Source organism: Streptomyces sp. a15, assembly GCF_059026085.1.
The window spans coordinates 44,641-63,545 of sequence record NZ_JBWLKM010000054.1; the positions used below are offsets into that span (position 1 = coordinate 44,641).

Here is an 18,905-nt window from a genome sequence, read left to right on the forward strand (position 1 = left end):
TGACGGCGGTTCGTGGCCTCGGGCCGGCTGGATGTTGGTGAATTCTGACGGCAGTCCGGATGGTGTGGGGATGGCTTAGCGGGCGAGTTCGCGGCTGTGAGCGAGGCGGTAGGACTCGGTGCCGGTCTCGAGGATGTTGCCGCCGAAGGTGAGCCGGTCGACGATGGCGGCGCAGAGTCTGGGGTCGGTGAAGGTCTTGCCCCAGCCGGCGAAGGAGTCGTTGGAGGCGATGGCGACGGAGTTCTTCTCCTCGCGTTCGGTGAGGACCTGGAAGAGGAGTTCGGCGCCGCGGCGGTCGAGTTGCATGTAGCCGAGTTCGTCGATGCAGAGCAGGTCGACGCGGCCGTAGCGGGCGATGGTCTCGGTCAGGATCTTCTCGTCGGCGGCCTCGACCAGCTCGTTGGCCAGCTTCGATGCCAGGGTGTATTTCACCCGGAAACCTGCCATCGCGGCTTCGGTGCCGAGCGCGATGAGCAGGTGAGACTTGCCGGTGCCGGAGTCACCGATCAGGCAGAGCGGCAGGCCCTTCTTCACCCACTCGCAGGTGGCCAGCGAGCCGACGACGGCGGAGTCGATGTTCGGATTGGCATCGAAGTCGAACTCGCGCAGCGATTTCTCCCGGGGGAACTGGGCGGCCTTGATCCGGCGTTCGGAGCGGCGCCTGGCGCGGTCGTCGCACTCGGCCAGCAGCAGTTCGGCCAGGAACACCAGGTAGGACATCTGGTCGTTGCCGGCCTTGGCCGCCAGGTCGGGAAACTGGTTGTGGATCGTGGGCAGTCGCAGGACCCGGCATGCCTGGTCGACGGCGGCTTCGGCGGCTTGTTCACTCATCCGGCGGCGAGGGCTCATGGCGGCGGCTTCTTCCTGCTCGGCTTCTGGGTAGGTCTCGGGGCCGGCGCGCGCCCAGCGGCGGCCACGGCGGCTCGCCGGCTGGGAAGCAGCTGGTCGTAGATCGACACGTCAGGCATGGGGCGGGTGTCTTTGGGTAGTTGCGCCAGGCGCCGCTGGGTCAGCGAGGTGACGGTCGCTGCGACGGCCCGGTCTGCCTCGGTAGTGGCTCGGCGTCGTGGCTTGGCCGAGGTCGGTTCGTCGTTGTCGGCGATGCGGCGGGCTTCCAGCGCGGCCGCGTCCGCGGTGAGCGCTCCGACCTGGAGCGCGGCGGCCAGGCCGGCGACGACGTGGTCGTGCTGCATGTGCCGGTGCAGCAGCAGAACCTCGATCAGAGCGCGGGTGCCGGCGGTGTCGCCGTGGGCGTTGCAGGCGGCTGTCCACCAGTCTTCGTGGATCGGGGTGAACTGGCCCGCGGCCCGGGCCTGTTCGAGGACCGTGGCGCCGGGCAGCGCGCCCGGTTTGCGCAGCAGCGCTTCGAGATGGTGATCGAGCTCGAGCCGTGATCCGCCCTTGGTCAGCAGCCGTTCGTGCTGGGCGATCTCGGTGCGGCCGTCGAACACCACGAGCTCGGAGGCGTGCAGCAAGACCCGGACCTGGCGGCCGATGAACCGGGTCGGGACCGAGTAACGGTTGGTGCGGACGGTGATCTGGGAGAACCGGTCGACCCGTGGGGTGAACCAGCGGCCGGTCTCGAACGTCTCGACGGGCAACGGCTTCAACGACGGCCGTTCGACGGCGAACAGCTCGCCGATCGTGCGGGGACGGGTCCCGATCCGCCGGGCCTCGTCGGCCAGATCCCACTCGTCGATCAGCATGTTCAAGTGCGCCAGCGAGTTGATCTCGGGGACGGGAACGAAGTGGTTGCGGCGAAACCAGCCGATCTGGCCCTCGACGCCGCCTTTCTCGTGGGCGCCCTCGATTCCCGGCGTGCAGTAGAACGGCTCGATGCCGTAGTGGGACCGAAATGCGGTCCACCGGTCGGTCTCGACCCGGCGCCGCGTGAAGCCGAGCACCGACGCGACCGCGGCCTTCAGGTTGTCATACCGGATCTTGCCGAACGGCACGCCGCCCAGCACTCTGAAAGCGTGCTCGTGGCCCTCGAAGAACGCCTCCTGACCGCCGGAGGCGAACACCCTTCTCTGCACCATGCCAAGCTGAGGGATCATTGCCGTGCGGGACTCCGGTTGCATGGCGGACTCGGCTTGTAGGGTGAGCGCGTGGCTGATCAACTCATGGAAATCGTCGACTATGACCCGGCATGGCCCGATCTATTTGTTGAGCAGCAAGCCCGGGTCACAGCCGCTATGAGTCCCTGGCTGGCAGGAGAAGTCGAGCACATCGGCTCCACCTCGGTGCCTGGTCTGCGGGCGAAGCCCGTCATCGACATACTGGCTCCGGTGAGGTCACTCGAGGATGTGCAGCAGGCCGTTGGGCCGCTGTCGTCGGAGGGTTGGCTGTTCTGGGAGGATGATCCGTGCAGCCACTATCGGCTGTGGTTCCTCCGTCCGCAGCCGGAGGCTCGGACCCACCATCTCCATGTGATCGAGCGCGACCACCCGCAAGCTCAGGCACTGACCGCCTTCCGTGATGCACTGCGGGCGGATGCGGACCTGCGCAGTGAGTACGGAGAGCTGAAGGCCCAGCTGGTGGTGCGGCATCGGAGTAGTCGGAACGGCTATACCAACGCCAAGCTCGACTTCGTCGAGCGGGTCCTGCACGATGTCGGCGTCGAACCGCCGCCGGCGGAGCGGCTGCCGGAGTAGGCGACCATCGGCCCAATTGGTCATTGTGAGCGATCATAGAATTCCCCAGGTGGGGCCTCACACCTAGCCAAGGGCTCCGGCTCCAGCCTCACCATGACCGGCTTGGGTCCGTAAGCGTTCGGCCTGCTGTTTCTTGGTGGCGATGTGCCGAAGACTCTCTTGCAGGCCAGCGACTTCGCCGAGCCACTGCATGCGTTGGGCTTCTCCCAGACGCTTCCGGGTGTTGGTCTCGATCTCCAGCAGACGGGGTTCTTGAGCCAGGTCCAGGCGGAGCATGGGGCATCTGACGCAGGCGTTTTCATGCTGGCAGGGGGTTCCGTAGGGGCAGTCGCAGGTGCCGAGGGCAACCTTGCGGTGGCTGAAGTGGTCGCGGAATTCCTGCCACTCGGTGTCACTCGGCTCGCGGTACTCCTCGCTGGGGCGGTGGGTCCGGCGCTGGTCGACGAACTGCCGGTAGTGACGGATGACCTCCTCGGGATAGACCGCGACGTATGACTGAGTCGTGTTGAGATCGAGGTGGCCCAGTAGCTTCGCGGCGATGTGGATCGGCAGGCCGCCGTTGACGGTCTCCGTGGAGAAGATTCTGCGGAAGTCGTGGGGCGTGAACCTGAGCGGTGTCCCGTCGACATCGACGATGCCGGACCGCAGGGCGAGATCGGTGAGAAGCTCGCGGATGCGGTTGGCGGAGATGACCTGCAGCCGGTGCTGGGAGGGGCACTGGAACAGATGCGGCAGCGGCGGGCCGAAGACCCGCTCGTAACCGTCGTACCGGTTCAGCAGCGGCACCCGCTCGCCTGTGCCTTTGATGCGGCGGATGATCCGGGCGAGCACCGCGACCAGGTCCGGGTCGGCGGGGATGACGCGTTCGCGGTCGGTCTTGGACGGGCTGATCTGCAGCAGCGGCACCGTCTCGCCGGTGGGCGCCTGGTACTGGCGCAGGCTCAGGTGGGTGAGCTCCAGCAGTTCCTCGATCCTGGCCCCGGTGCGGCGCAGGACCTCGATGCCGGCCCAGGTCCAGAAGGCGTTGCTCTCCTCGCATTCGGCGTCAAACCGCGGGCCGGGCTCGTCGGTCGGGGTGATGAACAGCGCGGTGGGCCGCCAGTGGCTGCGCTCCCGGCCGGTGCGTCGATACCGCCGGTCCTCGATGGTGAATTCCTCGCCCGGCTTCGCGGATCGGGCCGCCTCCAGGAGGAGCGTTGCGCGGTGCAGCCGGCCCTCGGCGGCGCGGAGGAGCTGCGGGAGGACGGGGACCAGGGTGCGGGTGCGCTGCTGCATCCGCGCTTTCCGGTGCCGCGTCTCCTTGAGGTAGCCGCGGATGTCGGCTTCGCTGATCGGGCAGGGCGCGGCCCATTGCGCCCAGCGGGCCGGGTCTTCCATCGACCACTGCAACAGGTCCAGGTAGAAGGAGCGCACGGCCAGGAACACGCCGTGGGAAGTGTGGCGGGGACGGCCGTCGGGCAGGACCCGGACACGTTGCTTCCATTCCTGGGCCACCTCGTCGAGCAGGTTCAGCGAGGAGATTCCTGGATGGTGGCGTTCCAGGTCGCCCCAGAACAGGTCGGCCAGCATCTGAGCCTGGTTGACCAGGGAGCCATAGTCCAGGACGGCGGACCGCTCGGCGACGTAGTGCACGAGCACGTCACGGACCGCACGGTTGACGATCGGGTGGCGGTCGACCAACTCGGCAGGGGTGAGCTGACCGCGAGCCTGGGCCTGCCGCAGCGTCGGTGGTGAGTCCTTCAGGCCGCCGACAGCGTGCAGGATCTCGTAGGCAAACGGCAGCGACGCCACCGTGCGGCCGGTCGCCCGACGAACCCGGGCGTACTCGGTCAGGTCCTCCAGGTCGAAGTCCAGCAGGTCCTTGCCGGTCACGATGCTCATGCGGGTCAGCACGTTCAGGGCCTCGCTCGCGTGCTCGTCGCAGCCCTCGCGTCCGCCGGCACGCTCCCGAAGCTCGGTGAACAGGGGGGTCTGGTTGTGGCGCCGGTAGGCGTCGTAGACACCCAGCAGCCGACTGCCGAACAGCCACCCGTAGGTCGGCCGGACCACCTGAAGGACGATCAGGATGCCCAGACCCGTGGTGAATCGCGAGCGCATTCCGGCGCTCAGGCCCTGCGGCCCCCAGGCCGAGCCCTGGTCGTCGGAACCGCTCAGCAGCCATCGGTCCTGCCAGGTGTCAGCGGGGAATCCCTCCAGCCAGTCGAGCACCCGGGTCAGCGAGAGCTGCTGCCGCCACACATCACGGGAAGTCGGCTGGTCGAGGAGATCCCCGGCCAGCCGCGCGAGTTCGTCGCGTGGCGTACTCGCGCGCCCGTCGGCGGTGGCCGCTGGCCTTGGCTCCGGCAGCCGGGTTCCGGAGAGCGTGGCGGGGTCGCGGGGGCTGATCGGTGTGCGCGCAGTGCGGCCGTGCCGGGCGGCCATCAGTTGTTGCCGAACACGTCGGCGAGGTCGTCCGGGTCGTAGGTCCAGCCGGTGAGCGGCTGCGGTGGCTGCTTGGGGCGTGTGTAGTGCTCGTGGACCTTGGTGATGACCTCGTCGATCCTCGGCCGCAGGTAGCCGCTCGTCGTGGTGATCCGCCGGTGGCGCATCACCTGCTGGGCGTCAACAAGGGTGATGCCCGGGTCGTCGATCAAGCGCAGACACAGGGTGTGGCGCAGGTCATGCAGCGTGATGTTCGCCCCGATTCGGGCGTTGATCCGGTTGAGCACCGCCCGAAGCGCGGTGTAAGTCAACGGACGCGTCGGGCCGCGAAGGGTCCACCACACCGCCTCCTCGGGAGCGGGCCGGTGGCCGTCCTGGGCCAGCTCGCCGAGGTAGAGCGCCAGCCAGGCGAAGGCTTCCGGGGAGGCGGGGCACGCCTCTTTGGCTCCGCCCAGGCCCTTGGTCTGCACGTAGATCCGGCCCTCGCCCGGGTGGACGTCACTGATCGTCATGCCCAGCATCTCGGCGGCTCGCGCGCCGCTGGACAGGAACATGGAGAACAGTGCCCGGTCCCGGTGGCAGCCCAGCGAGTGGAACAGGTCCTCGACGACATCATCGGGAACCGCGCGGGGCTCGCGGTCGGCCTGCTTTTGCCGGTAGGCGCCCCGGCGGTGCAGCCGGAACGGCTCCAGCGGATTGTGATGCGCCTCCAGCCGACGCCCGTTGCGCGACTGCGGCGGCACCGGCGAGACCAGCGGCCCCTGACCGGTCTGCAGATGATGGTCGTAGAACGCCGCCAGCACCGACACTGCGTGGTTGATCGTCGCCGGGGCATAGCCCGTCTTCAGGTACGGCTTGCCGGTGCGTGCGTTCAGGGATCCGGGCGTGGGTGCGTCCGGGCGCCGCCGGTCCCGCGCGGGGTTGTGGCACGTCCGCAGCCACAGAACGAAGTCGCGTACGTCCACACGCTTCGCGCGGCTCCAGTCAACGTCCGCCGCGGCCAGGAACCGGAACCAGCGCAGCAGGTCAAAGGCGTAGGACCGGCAGGAGGCTGGGGTGTTACCACAGGCCAGCAGTTCCCGAAGGTACCCGCTGACCGGTGCGATCGGCCGCCCTGCACCATCGAGCACCACCCAGGGCAGCGTCGCGCCGGTGGTCGCCTCCACACTGCCGACCCGCGCCACCACCAGACCGGACATGTCGTGCTCGGGTATTGCCGCTTCGTGGTCCATCGCGTCTCCGTCTCATCGGGAACGTCCCGAACGGAGACTCCTCGCCCTCACCACGCCAACTAGCAAGACACGCCGATAGTGCGGTCAACGGGTCGGTGCACCGCCTTCCCGGAGAACGACAACCGCAGGCAGAACAAATGGCACTTCACCAGCTCGCCCCGCAAACGGACCGCGACCTCGCCGAAGTCGACCTCGGCTTCGGCGCCGGCCAGGTGCGACTGCTCGATGAACACCTGCGCCGGGCCACGGCCGGCCTCGACCCGAATCTCCGGCTTCCGCTTGGCGACGTAGGCGCGCACGACCTGGTAGGACACGTCGTCCATCGCGTGCTCGTTGATCAACCGGCGATAGATCCGGACCACCGTGTGACGCTGCTTCCTCGGCGCATCCAGATCAGCCAGCAGCATCTGGTCGATCACCGGCTTGAACGGATCCAGCTTGGAACGGCGAGGCGCGTACGGTTCCCGAGGTTGCGGCCACGCCGAACTCAGCGCCTTCTGAACAGTCCGCCAGCCCACCCGGTACTTGCGCTCCAGCGCCCGGTTCGACATGCCCTCGCGAGCGTCACGCCGCAGCGCGGCATACAACTCGACCTTCGACTGACCAGGCGGCATCGGCGGTGCTCCTTCACTGAGCACATTCACCTTGCCACCGCAACCCCGCGAGTGACACTACTTCTCACGAACAACTTCCCAGCTACTGAGGTTTTCGGGTTGTCGTCGGGGAGTGACGGTTCATGATCCCTGCGGTATGCCGGTGGTATGCGTTATCCGGAGGGTGGGGCCTGACCGCTGAGCGTCGGGCGTTTCGGGAGAAGATCCGGCTCCGGGCCGGTGAGAGGTTCGCGGCGGGCGAGAAGACCGCGGTGATCGCGAAGGACCTGCGGGTGAGTGTGCGGTCGGTGGAACGCTGGCGCCGTGCCTGGCGCGAAGGCGGCATGAAGGCCCTGCGTTCTGCGGGCCCGGCCAACTCTCCGACCGTCACCGATGCCCAGTTCGCCGTGCTCGAGGAGGAACTCGGCAAAGGTCCGTCAGCGCACGGCTTCGACGACGAGCGGTGGACTGTGGCCCGGGTCCAGACGGTGATCCGCCGGCGTCTGAGGCTGAGCCTGTCGGTGGCGACGGTGTGGCGGCTGTTGAAACGGCACGGCTGGTCATGGCAGGCGCCCGCCCGCAGAGCACTCGAACGCGATGAGCACGCCGTCGAACTGTGGAAGAAGGAGGTGTGGCCGAGGGTAAAAGCCTCGCGGCGGCCCACGGGGCCTGGATCGTCTTCGAGGACGAGTCCGGATTCTCCATGACGCCGCCTCGCGCCCGCACCTGGGGCCGGCGCGGACACACCCCCGTCATCCGAGTGAGAGGCCGCTCCCGCCGCAGGACCTCGGTCGCCGCCCTGTGCTGCTACAAGCCGGGCGTGAAAAGCCGTCTCATCCACCGGCCCCGCAACCACCTGCTCCTCACAGGCGCACGCAAGAGCTTCTCCTGGCAGGACTACCGCGACCTGCTCGTCCGTGCACACATCCAGCTCAGCGGCCCCATCGTGGTCGTCTGGGACAATCTCAACACCCACCTGGCGGCCGGGCTGAAACGGTACGAGGCCGAGCACGACTGGCTCAGCACCGTCCGCCTCCCGCCATACGCACCCGACCTGAACCCCGTCGAGGCCGTCTGGTCACTGGTACGCCGGGCCATGGCCAACACCGCCTTCGGCACACCTGGTGACCTCGACCATGTCCTCCGCCGGGAGTTACGCAGGATCCAGCTCCGGCCACACCTGATCGACGGCTGCCTCACCGCCACCGGCCTGACCCTCGCACCACCGACCCCACCCTGACAACCTCAGTAACCAGCCGGTGACATCCACTCAGACGGACAACTGACAACCCACAAACACCGTCAGAGCCATCCTTGCGAAAACCATTGGTGCCCGGCTTGCTCCGCTGATGGACTGACGTCCTACCGTGAGTCTGCCGCGTGACGGAGGTAGTGGTTGTGACAGGCTATGACGTGCTTGCCGAGGTGTACGAATGGCTCATCTCGGATGCAAAGTTGCCTCCAGCCGAGTTCGCTGCGTCGTTCGACGACGTCCTCAATCTCCTGCCGTCGAACGCTCACGTCCTCGACTGTTCGTGCGGAACCGGACAGTTGGCGGTTGGCCTCGCCGGTCGTGGCATGCAGGTTGTCGCAACTGACGCCAGCGAGGCGATGGTTCGTCGGACTGCAGAGTTGTCTGAGGAGTTCGGGGCATCCGTCCGGGCCGTACGGGCGAACTGGGAAGAGTTGCCCGACCATTTCCAGGACAACACGTTCGACATGGTGTTCTGCGTTGGCAACTCGCTTCACCATGCCGCGGGCGCGACAGGCAGGGGTGCTGCTCTGGAGTCGATGTCACGGCTTCTGCGCCCCGGCGGGCGCTTGGTACTCACATCCCGCACTTGGGAACTCGTGAGGGCCAGAGGTTCCCGGCTGGAGATCAGTGACCGACTCGTCCGCCGGAACGGTCGCGATGCCGTCGTGGTCTACCGCTGGGAGATTGCGCCGCATTGGGAGGAGGAGCACCACATCGAGATTGCGATCGCGCAAGTTGATGCGACCGGGTTGGTTCTTGTCCGCTCGGAACTGCTGTCCTGCTGGCCCTACCGGTACGAGGAACTCGAAGTCGAGCTGCACCGGGTCGGACTCCAAACGGAACTGAGCACGTTCGATCTTGAGGCCGAGAACTACATGGTGGTCGCGAGCAAGGTATAAACACCGGACTCTCAGTCCCTGGCCGGACCGCGCGGTTGCTCGCAGGACGCTTGCGCCCTCTCATCGGTGCGGGTTCAAGTGGTCAACGCAACGCCTCGGACGAGGAGTGCTCGTCGATCAGACGGCGGTAGATCCGGTGTGACGGTGTGGTGCTGTTTCCTGGTCGCGTCCAGATCAATGAGCAGGATCTCGTCGATCAGCAGCGTGAACGGATCCAGCTTCGACGGCCGCGCCGAAGCGGTTGTCGTGCGTGGCTGCGGCCAAGCCGAGGTCAGGGCCTTGTTGACCGTGCTCCAGGTGACGCCGTACTTGCACTGCAACGCCCGGTTCGACATGCCATCGCGGGAGTCGCGCCGCAGCGCGGCGTACAACTCGACCTTCGACTGGCCAGGCGGCATCGGGGGTGCTCCTTTACTGAGCACATCCAGCTTGACACCGCAACCCTGATGGTGACGTCAGAATTCGCGAACATCTTTCTGGGCCATCACCTGGTGCCGTCAGCTTTCACGAACAACTGACGTCACCAACTACCGACAGAACCACGAGGAACGCCGGCTGATAGCCGCTGCGGCTCACCGGTCACGCTGTCACCTGCCCAGTAGACCTCACCGGGGTGACGAGTTCGCCGACATGACCGACCCTGTGACGCCTGATGCCCTGCGAGGGGCAGGACTCGGAACCGAACTGGACCGTGGAGGCGGAACTCCGGGTCGGCGAGGTCACATCCCGGAGGGTAGGTGATGAATCAACCACCGGCTACACTCGTTGTATGACTCAGCAACCCCAATGGCTCACCCCCGAGGAGCAGGACGCCTGGCGCAGCTTCATTCGCATGCAGGAGAAGCTCGGCGGCCGGCTGAGCCGCTACCTGCAGTCGGAATCCAATCTGTCCGCCGCCGACTTCTCGGTGCTCGTCGACCTCAGTGAGGCCCCGGGTGGCCGCAAGCGCCACGTGGATCTCGCGAAGTGCTTGGAGTGGGAGAAGAGCAGGATGTCTCATCAGATCTCCCGTATGGCGAAGCGTGGACTGGTAGTCCGGCGGGAGTGTCCTGAGGACAGGCGCGGCGCTTTCGTGGTCATCACCCCGACGGGCCTGGAAACGATCGGGACGGCCGCGCCCCGCCACGTGGAGGCCGTCCGCCGACTGTTCATCGACCTCCTGACGCCGGAGGAGCTTCGCCTGTACGCCGGTGTGGCTAACCGGGTGGTCGAGCGCATCGAGGAGCAGACCTAGGGGTCGGAATAGAGGTGTGTGGGGACTCGTTGTAGAGTCGTAGTTGATATGTCAACCTCTTTGGAAAGGCTGAAGGCAATGCAGTTCGGTATCTTCACCATCGGTGATGTGGCCACCGACCCGACCACGGGTCGCACCCCGACCGAGCACGAGCGGATCAAGGCGATGGTCACCATCGCACAGAAGGCCGAAGAGGTCGGGCTGGACGTCTTCGCCACCGGCGAGCACCACAACCGGCCGTTCGTGCCGTCGTCGCCGACCACGATGCTGGGCTGGATCGCCGCACGCACCGAGCGGATCATCCTGTCTACGGCGACCACCCTGATCACCACCAACGACCCGGTGAAGATCGCCGAGGACTACGCGATGCTTCAGCACCTGGCCGACGGCCGCGTCGACCTGATGATGGGCCGTGGCAACACCGGCCCGGTCTATCCGTGGTTCGGCAAGGACATCCGGCAGGGCATCAACCTCGCCGTCGAGAACTACGCCCTGCTGCGCAGGCTGTGGCGCGAGGACGTCGTCGACTGGGAGGGGAAGTTCCGCACGCCGCTGCAGGGCTTCACCTCCACGCCGCGGCCCCTGGACGACGTACCGCCGTTCGTCTGGCACGGCTCCATCCGTTCCCCGGAGATAGCCGAACAGGCCGCCTACTACGGCGACGGCTTCTTCCACAACAACATCTTCTGGCCCAAGGAACACACCAAGCAGATGATCGACCTGTACCGGGAGCGGTACGCGCACTACGGTCACGGCACCCCCGAGCAGGCCATTGTCGGCCTCGGCGGCCACGTCTACATGCGCCGCAACTCCCAGGACGCCATACGCGAGTTCCGGCCCCGCTTCGACCAATCGCCGGTGATGGGCGGCGGGCTCTCCATGGAGGAGTACATGGAGCAGACCCCGCTGACCGTCGGCACCCCCGAGCAGGTCATCGAGAAGACACTCACCTTCCGCGAGTACGCCGGTGACTACCAGCGCCAGCTGTTCATCGTGGACGGCGGCGGAGTCCCGCTGGAGACCGCGCTGGAGCAGATCGAGATGCTCGGCCAGGAGGTCGTACCGGTGCTCCGCAAGGAGTTCGCCAGGAACCGGCCGGCCGACGTGCCCGAAGCCCCCACCCACGCCTCCCTGCTCGCCGCGCGAGACACAGAGCGCGCGGCGACCGCCGAACCGGCGGCCTGAGACCGACCGAAAGGACTTGACCATGAAGCCCCTGAAGCTGGTGGCCGTCTCGGCCGGGCTGAGCCTGCCCTCCTCCACCCGGCTCCTCGCGGACCGGCTCGCCGACGCCACCCGTCAGAACCTTGCGGACGCGGGGCGCGAGGTGGACGTCCAGGTGGTCGAACTGCGCGACCTCGCCACGGACATCGCCCACAACCTGGTCAACGGCTTTCCGGGGCCCGCCGTGCGCGGAGTGCTGGAGGCCGTGGAAGGGGCCGATGGCGTCATCGCCGTCACGCCGGTCTTCTCCGCCTCGTACAGCGGTCTGTTCAAGTCGTTCTTCGACGTGCTGGACAACACCGCGCTTGTCGGCAAGCCCGTACTGATCGCGGCCACCGGCGGCAGCTCCCGGCACTCGCTCGTCCTGGAGCATGCGCTGCGTCCGCTCTTCGCGTACCTGCGCGCGATCGTCGTACCCACCGCCGTGTACGGGGCGTCCGAGGACTGGGGCATGGCCGGGGACGGGCGCAGCGACGGTCTCGCCGCCCGGATCGGCCGGGCCGGCGGTGAACTGGCGGGGCTCATGGCCGGCCGCCCGGCCGTTGCCGCGACCCCCGAGACCATCGTGCCGTTCGAACAACAGCTGGCCGCACTCAAGTCCGCGTGAAGACGCGTGCTGAGCACGCCGTAGCCGGAAGGGAGGACCGAGGACCGATGACTGACAACTTCAACGACTACCCGGCGACCGACGGCGTCGCGCCCGACCGTTGGGCAAGTGCCCTGCACCTGTTCGACAACGGCGCCGGGGGCCCGCACGAGGAGACGACCCTCGAACGCTGGGAACGCGCCCGGCTGCTCTTCGAGGCCAAGGACTACATCGGCGCCGCACGGCTGCTGGCCGTCGTCGTCGAGGAGGTCCCGGAGCAGACCGGGCCTCGGCTGCTGCTGGCGCGTGCCTACTACCACTCGGCACAACTGCGGCGCGCCGAGGAGCAGTTGCGCAAGATCATCGACCGCGATCCCGTGGAGCACTACGCCCACCTGATGCTGGGCCGCACCCTGCAACGCCAGGGGCGCCACGACGAGGCGCAGCCCTGGGTGCGCATGGCCGCCGCCTTCTCCGGCGAGTTCCCGGACGACGCCTGAGCGGCGCGGGCCGTGAATGAGAAGGCGGCGGGCACCGGTCAACCGGTGCCCGCCGCCCGGGCGTTCGTCATCCCTTCGGTCCGAGGTGCATCCGAATTGCGCGGGCCGTGGGCGACGGAGGCGACCGGAGGCCGTGCTCTGGCCTTACCCGGGCAGAATGACGAGCTTGCCAGTCGCGTGGCCGGTACGGCTTTCGTCGAGCGCGGCGGCCGCTTCCGTGAGGCCGTAGGTACGTGAAACCGGAACGTGCAGGCGTCCCTCCTTGATGAGGGCCAGGATCTCGCGCAGCGCCTGGGCGCCGTTGCCGTCCGCGCCGTTGGTGTGGATCTGGATGCCTGTCCCGGCGGCGTCGAAGGCAACGAGGGTGAGGACACGGTCCGGCCCTCCGGCGAGCCGGATCGAGTCCGGGATCTCGCCGCGGCCGGAGGCGTCGATGACCGCGTCGACTCCGTTGGGAGCAAGAGCCAGCACGCGTTCGGCCAATCCCTCGCCGTAGGTGACCGGTATGGCGCCGTAGCCGCGGAGCATGCCGTGGTTGCGCTCGCCGGCGGTGCCGATCACGCGCGCGCCCCTGGCCACTGCCAGCTGAACCGCGAAGGTTCCCACTCCGCCGGCGGCAGCGTGGATCAGTACCGTCTCGCCCTCGGTGACCTTGAGCCGGTCGAGGACGGTCCAGGCGGTGCCGCCCGCTCCGGCGAGAGCGCCCGCCACGGCCCACGGCACCGCCGCGGGCTTGGCCACCAGTGCGCTGGGATCGGCCAGCGCGAACTGGGCGTAGGCCGGGGTCAGCGAGGACCCGAGTACCTCGTCGCCGACGCTGAACCCGGCCACCCCGTCACCGACCGCGTCCACCACGCCGGCCACATCGGCCCCGAGGCCGGCGGGTAGGTCCAGAGGAATCCGGTCGCGCATCGAGCCCTGGAGGATCTTCCAGTCGAAAGGATTGACACCGGCTGAGCGCACGGCCAGCCGCACTTGTCCCGGGCCTGGAACCAGGGGTGCTACGTCCACGACACGCAGCTCTTCGCTGGTCCCGTACTCGGAGAACTGCACTGCGAGAGACATTGCGTGGACTCCATCTTGTAGAGGGTGTGGGGTCACGGAAGGGAAGACCAGCAAGAGATGATGCGTCAACCATATGGCGACGCTCCGCTGGGTGATCGTCCAGCGGGACGTGACGGTTGGCGCATCGACATATTTCCCGCTCATCGTTGACGCATCAACTTGATGTGTTCAAGATGGTGATGGTTGATGCGTCAATCGCGTGATGCATCCCGGCCGATCAGGAGGCTGTCATGAACCCAGCCGTATCCATAAGGGATGTCGTGTCCCCGTCGCAGAGCAGGACGCAGCACGCCAAGGGCGTCATGCCGCTGTGGCAGGCGGCCGAGACGTACGGCCTCAACCCCACCCCGACGCGTTGTGGTTCGAGTGAACGTGGCGCACCTCTTGCTCGCGGAGCTGTCCGGTGAGCTCTGTGACCGCTTGCGCCCATCGTGCCCGCCGTACCCGACACGCGCCCGTCTCCACCCGCATCGCGTCGCGAGGAGTGACCTTGCCGCGGAGCGTTCGATGTGGAGCAGTGGGCGTGGCGGTGACCGTGCTCGCGTACGTCGTCCTCCTCCTGATGCTTGGAGGTCGGGAGTCCTTCCTCGTCGACGGCCTGATGTCTTCCGGCGCCGAGCGCGTCGGCCCGCATACGGCTGCCGTGGCGGACAGTGTGGTGGCGTTCGGGCAGGACGTGGCGCATGTTCTCGCCCGGCTCCAGGCCCTGGCCCAGTGGCCCTTGATCGCAGTGACCCTGGGCTGGCTGGCCCACCGAAATCAGGCCGTTTACGCGCGCGCCGCCATTGCGCTGCTGCTGTCCAGCGGGGCCGGCCTGGCGGTCTTCGCCGTGTATCACGGTCTGCCGGCGAGCGAGACGTCCCTTGTCCGTGACTACCTGGCGCTGCCGGGTGTGGGTGCGAGCTGGTATCTGCTGATGGCGTTGGCGGTGCTCGCGGGCGTCACGAACCTCCGGGTACGGGCTGCCGCCATGCTGATCGCGCCGGTCGTGGTCGCGGCAACGGTACTGGGCGCGGATCGCCCTCTGCTCGCTGCGCTGGCGGCCGCAGGCGCCCCGTTGACAGCGTGGTTCGCCGTGGAGCGGCTTCAGGCCCGGAACGGGACCCGGCGCGGTACGCCCGCGGATGCCTCCCATGCCGTGGAGCCGTCGGGAGAGATGGTTCCGCTCTCATCCAGTGCCGACGTGCCCGAGGTTTGGGCCGGCGCGGATCCCGTACCCGTGCTGAAGGCGGGCTGACGAACCATGGACGTCGATGCTCTGATCGAGGCGGCCGGATGGTGGTCGTACCTGGTGGTGTTCGCCCTCACGGCGGGGGAGACCAGCGCTTTCATCGGTCTGCTGCTGCCCGGCGAGACAGCCATCCTTCTCGCGTCCGCGATCGCGGGCCGGGGTGATCTGAACGTGGTGGCGCTCGCCGTCGTCGTGGTGGCCGGGGGCGTGACCGGTGACAATCTCGGCTATGCGCTGGGGCGCCGGTGCAAGCGGCGCCCGAACTCGCGACTGGCACGCCGCTTCCGGCCCGAAGACCGGATGGGACGGGCCCAGGACTTTCTGCTGCGGCATGGCGGCATGGCGGTGCTGACGGGCCGGTTCATCGGATTCGTACGGACCTTCCTGCCCTTCGCCGCCGGAGCGTCCGGCATGCCGTACCGCCGCTTCTTCCTCTACAGCACACTCGCGTCGCTCGTCTGGGGCATCGGCAATGTGCTCCTGGGCTACTACGCCGGTGCGGCCGTCATCGAGCTCCTGCACTCGGCGGGCCTGATCGCCGCGGCCGCGCTGGCCGCCGTCGCCGTCGTGGCCTTCGTCGCCGTACGGCTCCTCGCCCGCCGTCGTCGCACCAGGCGTGCCACGTCCTTGGTCGTGGCGTCGGGCGGGGCTCTCCAGGGCCCCGCGCGGGACGGAAAGCCGATTTTCACGTATTCACAGGAAGGCTGACTCATGGGATTCGAAGGTGCAGAGCTGGCGGTGGTGCCGCTGGACTCGGAACAGGCCACGGACGCGACCGTCACCGGCGCGAAAGCGGCCAACCTGGCGCGCGGCGCCACAGCGGGGCTGCCTACCCTGCCGGGGTTCGTGCTGGTGCCCGCGCAACTGACTCCCGGGGCGCCGGTCGGGGAAGACGCGGTGCGTTCCGCCTGGCGGGCGCTGGTGGGTGCGGCGGGGCAGGAGAGATCGCTGGTCGTGCGTTCCTCCTCCGCGCACGAGGACACCGAGGACTCCTCCATGGCGGGGCGTTTCGAGTCGGTGCTGGACGTGCGGGGGTGGGAGGAGTTCACGACCGCCGTACAGACCGTGCTGGACTCCGCCCGGCGGGTACTGCCTCTGCGGCCACCGGAGGGCACCTCGGACGGTGACGGGATGTCGGTGCTGGTACAGCCGATGCTGGTGTCGGCCGTCGGCGGGGTGATGTTCGGCGCCGATCCGGTCGAGGGCCGCACCGACCGCATCCTGGTCAGCGCGGTGCGCGGCGGACCGGACCAACTGGTCGACGGCAGCACCCAGGGCGTGCGCTACCAGCTGACCCGCATGGCGCGGCTGGTGCGCACCGACCCTGCCGAACACCGCGGCGACCGGTTGCTGTCGCACGGACAGCAGGCCCGGCTGGTGCGGCTGGCCAAGAAGACCGAGCGAATCTTCGGCGGACCGCAGGACATGGAGTTCGGCTTCGACGCCGACGGCAAGCTGTGGCTGTTCCAGGCGCGCCCCATCACCGCGATGGCCGCACGTCCCGCGCGTGGCGCCCGGCTGCTGGGCCCCGGTCCGGTCGCCGAGACGCTGCCCGGGGTCCTCCAGCCGCTCGAGGAGGACCTGTGGATGGCCCCCATGTCCCGCGGCCTCACCCTCGCCCTCGACATCGCCGGTGCGGCCTCCCGCCGCCGGCTGCGCAAGCTGCCGATGGTGACGACCGTGCAGGGACGGGTCGCCGCCGATCTGCACCTGCTGGGTGCCGTACCGTCCGCCCACCCGGTCCTGGACTTCGTCAACCCGGCGCCCGGCGCCCGCAAGGCGGGAGCGGCCTGGCGTGTCGGGCGGCTGCGCTCGGCGCTCCCGCTGCTGGCGGTCGACCTGATGGCCGACGTGGACCGGCAGCTGGCCGACTTCCCGCCGCCTCGGGAGCTGCTCAGCGGCCAGTTGCTGGACGCCGTCGCCTGGGGCCGGCAGGTGCTGTCCTCCCTGCACGCCCAGGAATCCCTGGCGGGCGCGCTGCTCGGCCTGGGCACCGGCGCGACGGCCGCGGGGGAGGCGCTGGCCGAGCTGGCGGAGGGACGGTCCCGGGGCCTGAGCGACGAGCAACTGATCGAACGTCACCCCGTGCTTCTCGCCCTGCTGCCGCCCACCCTCGGCGACCGTGCACCGCTCCCGGCGACCACCGGGTGGACGACTGTACCGCGCGGTGTGGGCGCGCTGCCGGTGCGTGAAGGGCTGCGGCTGCGTATCCGCTGGGTGCAGGAGATGCAGGCCCAGATGGTGCGGGAGATGGGGCACCGGATCGGACCTGGCGAATGCGCACTCGGGCTGTCCCGCCTGGTGTTGCTGCGCTGGGAGGAACTCGTGCGGGCGGCGGACGGCGCGGGACTGCCGGCCGACCTCGCCGAACGGCTGCCCCGGCCGGACACCGGCCCGCTGCCCGCCGCGTTCCGCCTGGCAGACGGCCATCCCGTGGCCCAACTGCCGCCCGGACACCGCACATCCGGCGAGGGACAGGGGGCAGGCGGCGGCTTCGGCACCGGCACGGCCTGGGACGGCCATGGACCACGCCCCGACCATCCGGTGCTGGTGGTCCGGTCCCTGGACCCCGCCCTGGCCCCGCTGCTTCCCGGCCTGTCCGGACTGGTCGCGGAGACCGGCAGCGCCCTGTCCCACCTCGCGGTACTCGCCCGCGAGTACCGGGTGCCCACCGCGGTGGGCGTACCCGCCGCGGTGGACCGCTTCCCGGCCGGAACACCCCTGAGCGTCGACGGCGGGACCGGAGCGGTCACCGCCGACGACACAGACGACGACACCACCGATGTGGCGCCCCGCGCCACCACGAGACGAGAGGAGCCGGCGGCATGAAGGCCATCAGACTGGTCGGCTACACCTTCGGCGGTCTGTCCGCCGTCTACGCCGGCTACTACACCGTTCTCTACCTGACCCGCTGGGAATGGCAACGGGCCCTGATCTCCGCTGCCCTGCTGATCGTGGTCGAGGTCTTCCTCGCCACCGTCCTGCTGCTCACCCGGCTGACCCGGTTGGAGAGCCGCATCGAGCAGTCCGACGCCCGTGTGGAAGAGGTGCGCCAGCGCCTCGAACAGACCCGGACCCCGGCGTCGAACCGCTTCAACTGGCTTGCCTCGACCGACCTGACGGAACTGAACGGCACCAACCGCACGTTCGTCTTCGTCCCCGTCCTCATGGTGGCCGGTGCAGCCCTGTCAGGTCTCGCCCTGGTCATCCAGAAGGTGGCCGGAGCCACCGCACGGCCCGGCGCGGAGCGCCGCCTGGCCGGACGGCTGGCGGACCTCACCGCCCCGCCGGCCGCCGGTACGGCCGCCCTGGACAACCGGCCTGCCGTACCACCCGCCCGTACCGGGCGCAAGGTGCTCGCCGTCGCGACGGCCGTGGGCGGCCTGCTCCTGGTGCCGCTGCTGTGGTCCGCGCTGGCGGATGCCACCCAGACACGGGCCGAGGAGGCCCCCGCTTCGGCGAGCACGACCATGGTCTTCCGCGTCGATACCCGCGGCGACCGGAGCACCCAGGCTGTCCAACTGGCCGCGCAGGACCTGTGGGAGACCTGCCGCCGCTCCACCGCCGCCCAGAACGACAACGCCACCCTGAACCACATGCAGGACGGCGTCTATGCCGGCGTCGTCCGTCCGGCCCTCCCTCCGCACGACGTAATGCGCCTGCGCGGCTGCATCGAGGACGCCAACACCAACCGCACCAGTGCGGTTGTCCTGGGGGAGGGGCAGGCCGAGTACCGGGACTGAGCGCGGCTTGGACGCTTCCGCGGCTTCGGGTCGTACATATACCGCATACAGTTCCAGCGCGCTTTGGTTGCCGACGGCCGTGGTCGGCAGTTGCTCGCTCAGTGGGGGGAGGAGGAGCAAGGCGCATGTAGATCATCGGCGGGCTGCGCCGAGGGGCGCAGATCGGCGAACTCGCCGCGCTCCTGGATGAGGATCGGGTAGGAGGGCCGGTTTGCCCGACCCTCCCCCCACACCACCGGACATGCGGGCCTCGCATCCGGCGGTTCGT

Annotated in this window: 17 protein-coding genes and 1 pseudogene; 11 read left to right on the forward strand and 7 right to left on the reverse strand. The window is 68.6% G+C overall.

Annotation, left to right across the window (positions count from 1 at the left end; genetic code table 11):
• Positions 1-75: 75 nt before the first annotated feature.
• Positions 76-849 carry an IS21-like element helper ATPase IstB gene (gene istB, locus AC5P09_RS36230; RefSeq protein ID WP_493877952.1) on the reverse strand — a complete coding sequence of 258 codons (774 nt, stop codon included), beginning with the start codon at positions 847-849 and terminating at the stop codon, positions 76-78.
• Complete coding sequence (locus tag AC5P09_RS36235) at positions 846-2,039, reverse strand: Mu transposase domain-containing protein (protein ID WP_493877953.1); 1,194 nt, start codon at positions 2,037-2,039, stop codon at positions 846-848. The genes istB and AC5P09_RS36235 overlap by 4 nt, the downstream gene beginning before the upstream one ends.
• A 69-nt stretch (positions 2,040-2,108) precedes the next feature.
• Between AC5P09_RS36235 and AC5P09_RS36240 the strand changes: the two genes are divergently transcribed.
• Positions 2,109-2,654 carry a GrpB family protein gene (locus AC5P09_RS36240; RefSeq protein WP_493877954.1) on the forward strand — a complete coding sequence of 182 codons (546 nt, stop codon included), beginning with the start codon at positions 2,109-2,111 and terminating at the stop codon, positions 2,652-2,654.
• A 63-nt stretch (positions 2,655-2,717) separates the two neighbouring features.
• On the opposite strand, the gene AC5P09_RS36245 is transcribed toward AC5P09_RS36240, so the two are convergent.
• The 3 genes from AC5P09_RS36245 to AC5P09_RS36255 all read right to left on the reverse strand — a co-directional run bounded on the left by AC5P09_RS36245 (position 2,718) and on the right by AC5P09_RS36255 (position 6,921).
• A complete protein-coding gene (locus tag AC5P09_RS36245) occupies positions 2,718-5,075 on the reverse strand; it encodes a tyrosine-type recombinase/integrase (protein ID WP_493877955.1) in 2,358 nt (785 codons plus the stop codon).
• The gene (locus AC5P09_RS36250) at positions 5,075-6,241 is read right to left on the reverse strand and encodes a tyrosine-type recombinase/integrase (RefSeq protein WP_493877956.1); all 1,167 of its coding nucleotides are present in this window, start codon (positions 6,239-6,241) and stop codon (positions 5,075-5,077) included. Before AC5P09_RS36250 ends, AC5P09_RS36245 begins: the two co-directional genes overlap by 1 nt.
• 125 nt (positions 6,242-6,366) lie before the next feature.
• Positions 6,367-6,921, reverse strand: coding sequence for a hypothetical protein (locus AC5P09_RS36255; RefSeq protein WP_493877957.1), 555 nt, complete (start codon positions 6,919-6,921; stop codon positions 6,367-6,369).
• A 147-nt stretch (positions 6,922-7,068) separates the two neighbouring features.
• Here AC5P09_RS36255 and AC5P09_RS36260 point away from each other — a divergent pair.
• Positions 7,069-8,140: pseudogene (locus tag AC5P09_RS36260) on the forward strand (IS630 family transposase).
• Positions 8,141-8,298: 158 nt separating this feature from the next.
• Positions 8,299-9,054, forward strand: a complete 756-nt coding sequence (locus AC5P09_RS36265; RefSeq protein ID WP_067023809.1) for a class I SAM-dependent methyltransferase — start codon at positions 8,299-8,301, stop codon at positions 9,052-9,054.
• Positions 9,055-9,128: 74 nt separating this feature from the next.
• Here AC5P09_RS36265 and AC5P09_RS36270 read toward each other — a convergent pair whose 3' ends face one another.
• Positions 9,129-9,452: a hypothetical protein gene (locus AC5P09_RS36270; RefSeq protein WP_493877958.1), complete on the reverse strand. Its 324-nt coding sequence runs from the start codon at positions 9,450-9,452 to the stop codon at positions 9,129-9,131.
• 371 nt (positions 9,453-9,823) lie between these two features.
• On the opposite strand from AC5P09_RS36270, the gene AC5P09_RS36275 reads away from it, so the two are divergent.
• The 4 genes from AC5P09_RS36275 to AC5P09_RS36290 all read left to right on the forward strand — a co-directional run bounded on the left by AC5P09_RS36275 (position 9,824) and on the right by AC5P09_RS36290 (position 12,598).
• Positions 9,824-10,288 carry a MarR family winged helix-turn-helix transcriptional regulator gene (locus AC5P09_RS36275; protein WP_493877959.1) on the forward strand — a complete coding sequence of 155 codons (465 nt, stop codon included), beginning with the start codon at positions 9,824-9,826 and terminating at the stop codon, positions 10,286-10,288.
• Between the two features lie 78 nt (positions 10,289-10,366).
• A complete protein-coding gene (locus tag AC5P09_RS36280; protein WP_493877960.1) occupies positions 10,367-11,473 on the forward strand; it encodes an LLM class flavin-dependent oxidoreductase in 1,107 nt (368 codons plus the stop codon).
• A 22-nt stretch (positions 11,474-11,495) separates the two neighbouring features.
• The gene (locus AC5P09_RS36285; protein ID WP_493877961.1) at positions 11,496-12,119 is read left to right on the forward strand and encodes an FMN reductase; all 624 of its coding nucleotides are present in this window, start codon (positions 11,496-11,498) and stop codon (positions 12,117-12,119) included.
• A 47-nt stretch (positions 12,120-12,166) separates the two neighbouring features.
• Positions 12,167-12,598, forward strand: coding sequence for a tetratricopeptide repeat protein (locus tag AC5P09_RS36290; protein ID WP_493877962.1), 432 nt, complete (start codon positions 12,167-12,169; stop codon positions 12,596-12,598).
• 144 nt (positions 12,599-12,742) lie between these two features.
• On the opposite strand, the gene AC5P09_RS36295 is transcribed toward AC5P09_RS36290, so the two are convergent.
• Positions 12,743-13,663 (reverse strand): NADP-dependent oxidoreductase, encoded by a 921-nt coding sequence (locus AC5P09_RS36295; protein WP_493877963.1) that lies wholly within the window; start codon positions 13,661-13,663, stop codon positions 12,743-12,745.
• A gap of 523 nt (positions 13,664-14,186) precedes the next feature.
• Between AC5P09_RS36295 and AC5P09_RS36300 the strand changes: the two genes are divergently transcribed.
• From AC5P09_RS36300 to AC5P09_RS36315, 4 genes are read left to right on the forward strand one after another with little or no spacing between them, the layout of a single operon-like run.
• Positions 14,187-14,900 (forward strand): hypothetical protein, encoded by a 714-nt coding sequence (locus tag AC5P09_RS36300; RefSeq protein WP_493877964.1) that lies wholly within the window; start codon positions 14,187-14,189, stop codon positions 14,898-14,900.
• Between the two features lie 6 nt (positions 14,901-14,906).
• Positions 14,907-15,602, forward strand: a complete 696-nt coding sequence (locus AC5P09_RS36305) for a DedA family protein (RefSeq protein ID WP_493877965.1) — start codon at positions 14,907-14,909, stop codon at positions 15,600-15,602.
• 3 nt (positions 15,603-15,605) lie between these two features.
• Positions 15,606-17,723: a PEP/pyruvate-binding domain-containing protein gene (locus AC5P09_RS36310; protein ID WP_493877966.1), complete on the forward strand. Its 2,118-nt coding sequence runs from the start codon at positions 15,606-15,608 to the stop codon at positions 17,721-17,723.
• Positions 17,720-18,637 (forward strand): hypothetical protein, encoded by a 918-nt coding sequence (locus AC5P09_RS36315; protein ID WP_493877967.1) that lies wholly within the window; start codon positions 17,720-17,722, stop codon positions 18,635-18,637. Before AC5P09_RS36310 ends, AC5P09_RS36315 begins: the two co-directional genes overlap by 4 nt.
• The last annotated feature ends 268 nt before the right edge of the window (positions 18,638-18,905 follow it).